Genomic DNA, 466 nt, shown 5'->3' on the forward strand with positions numbered 1-466 from the left:
CACCGGCATCGCCACTGACCACGAACTCCCCGTCGTCGCCAGAGCACACGCTAGGTGCGGTAGCAGATACCGTAACGGCGTTCGGAAGCGGGTCGACGGTGATCGTAGCGCTAACGCCCGTAAGGTCAAGGTCACAGCTCATATTGGAAACGTTGCTGACATCAATTGTCTTCTCCGCATTTGTCCCCACCACTGCTATCTCAAACGTACCGCCCTCAGTTATCACGCCTGTTACCGATGGGCCTCCGTCTGTATGGTAGGCCGCTGGGCCACCGGAATTGCAACTGGTAAAGAGCTTCCTTGTATTTCTAGGGTACGAGTGGGTGGCGGTAGCAGATACCGTAACGGCGTTCGGAAGCGGGTCGACGGTGATCGTAGCGCTAACGCCCGTAAGGTCAAGGTCACAGCTCGTATTGGAAACGTTGCTGACATCGATGGTCGTCGCTGAGGTAATCCCCACAACCGC

General features: G+C 56.9%; 1 protein-coding gene. It reads right to left on the bottom strand.

Annotation, left to right across the window (positions count from 1 at the left end):
* The coding region (locus AB9K26_RS00135; RefSeq protein ID WP_369970530.1) for a hypothetical protein at positions 1-466 on the bottom strand (466 nt) is incomplete at both ends.

The sequence above is a fragment of the Psychroserpens sp. XS_ASV72 genome (assembly GCF_041224425.1).
In the GTDB taxonomy this organism is placed as follows: domain Bacteria; phylum Bacteroidota; class Bacteroidia; order Flavobacteriales; family Flavobacteriaceae; genus Psychroserpens.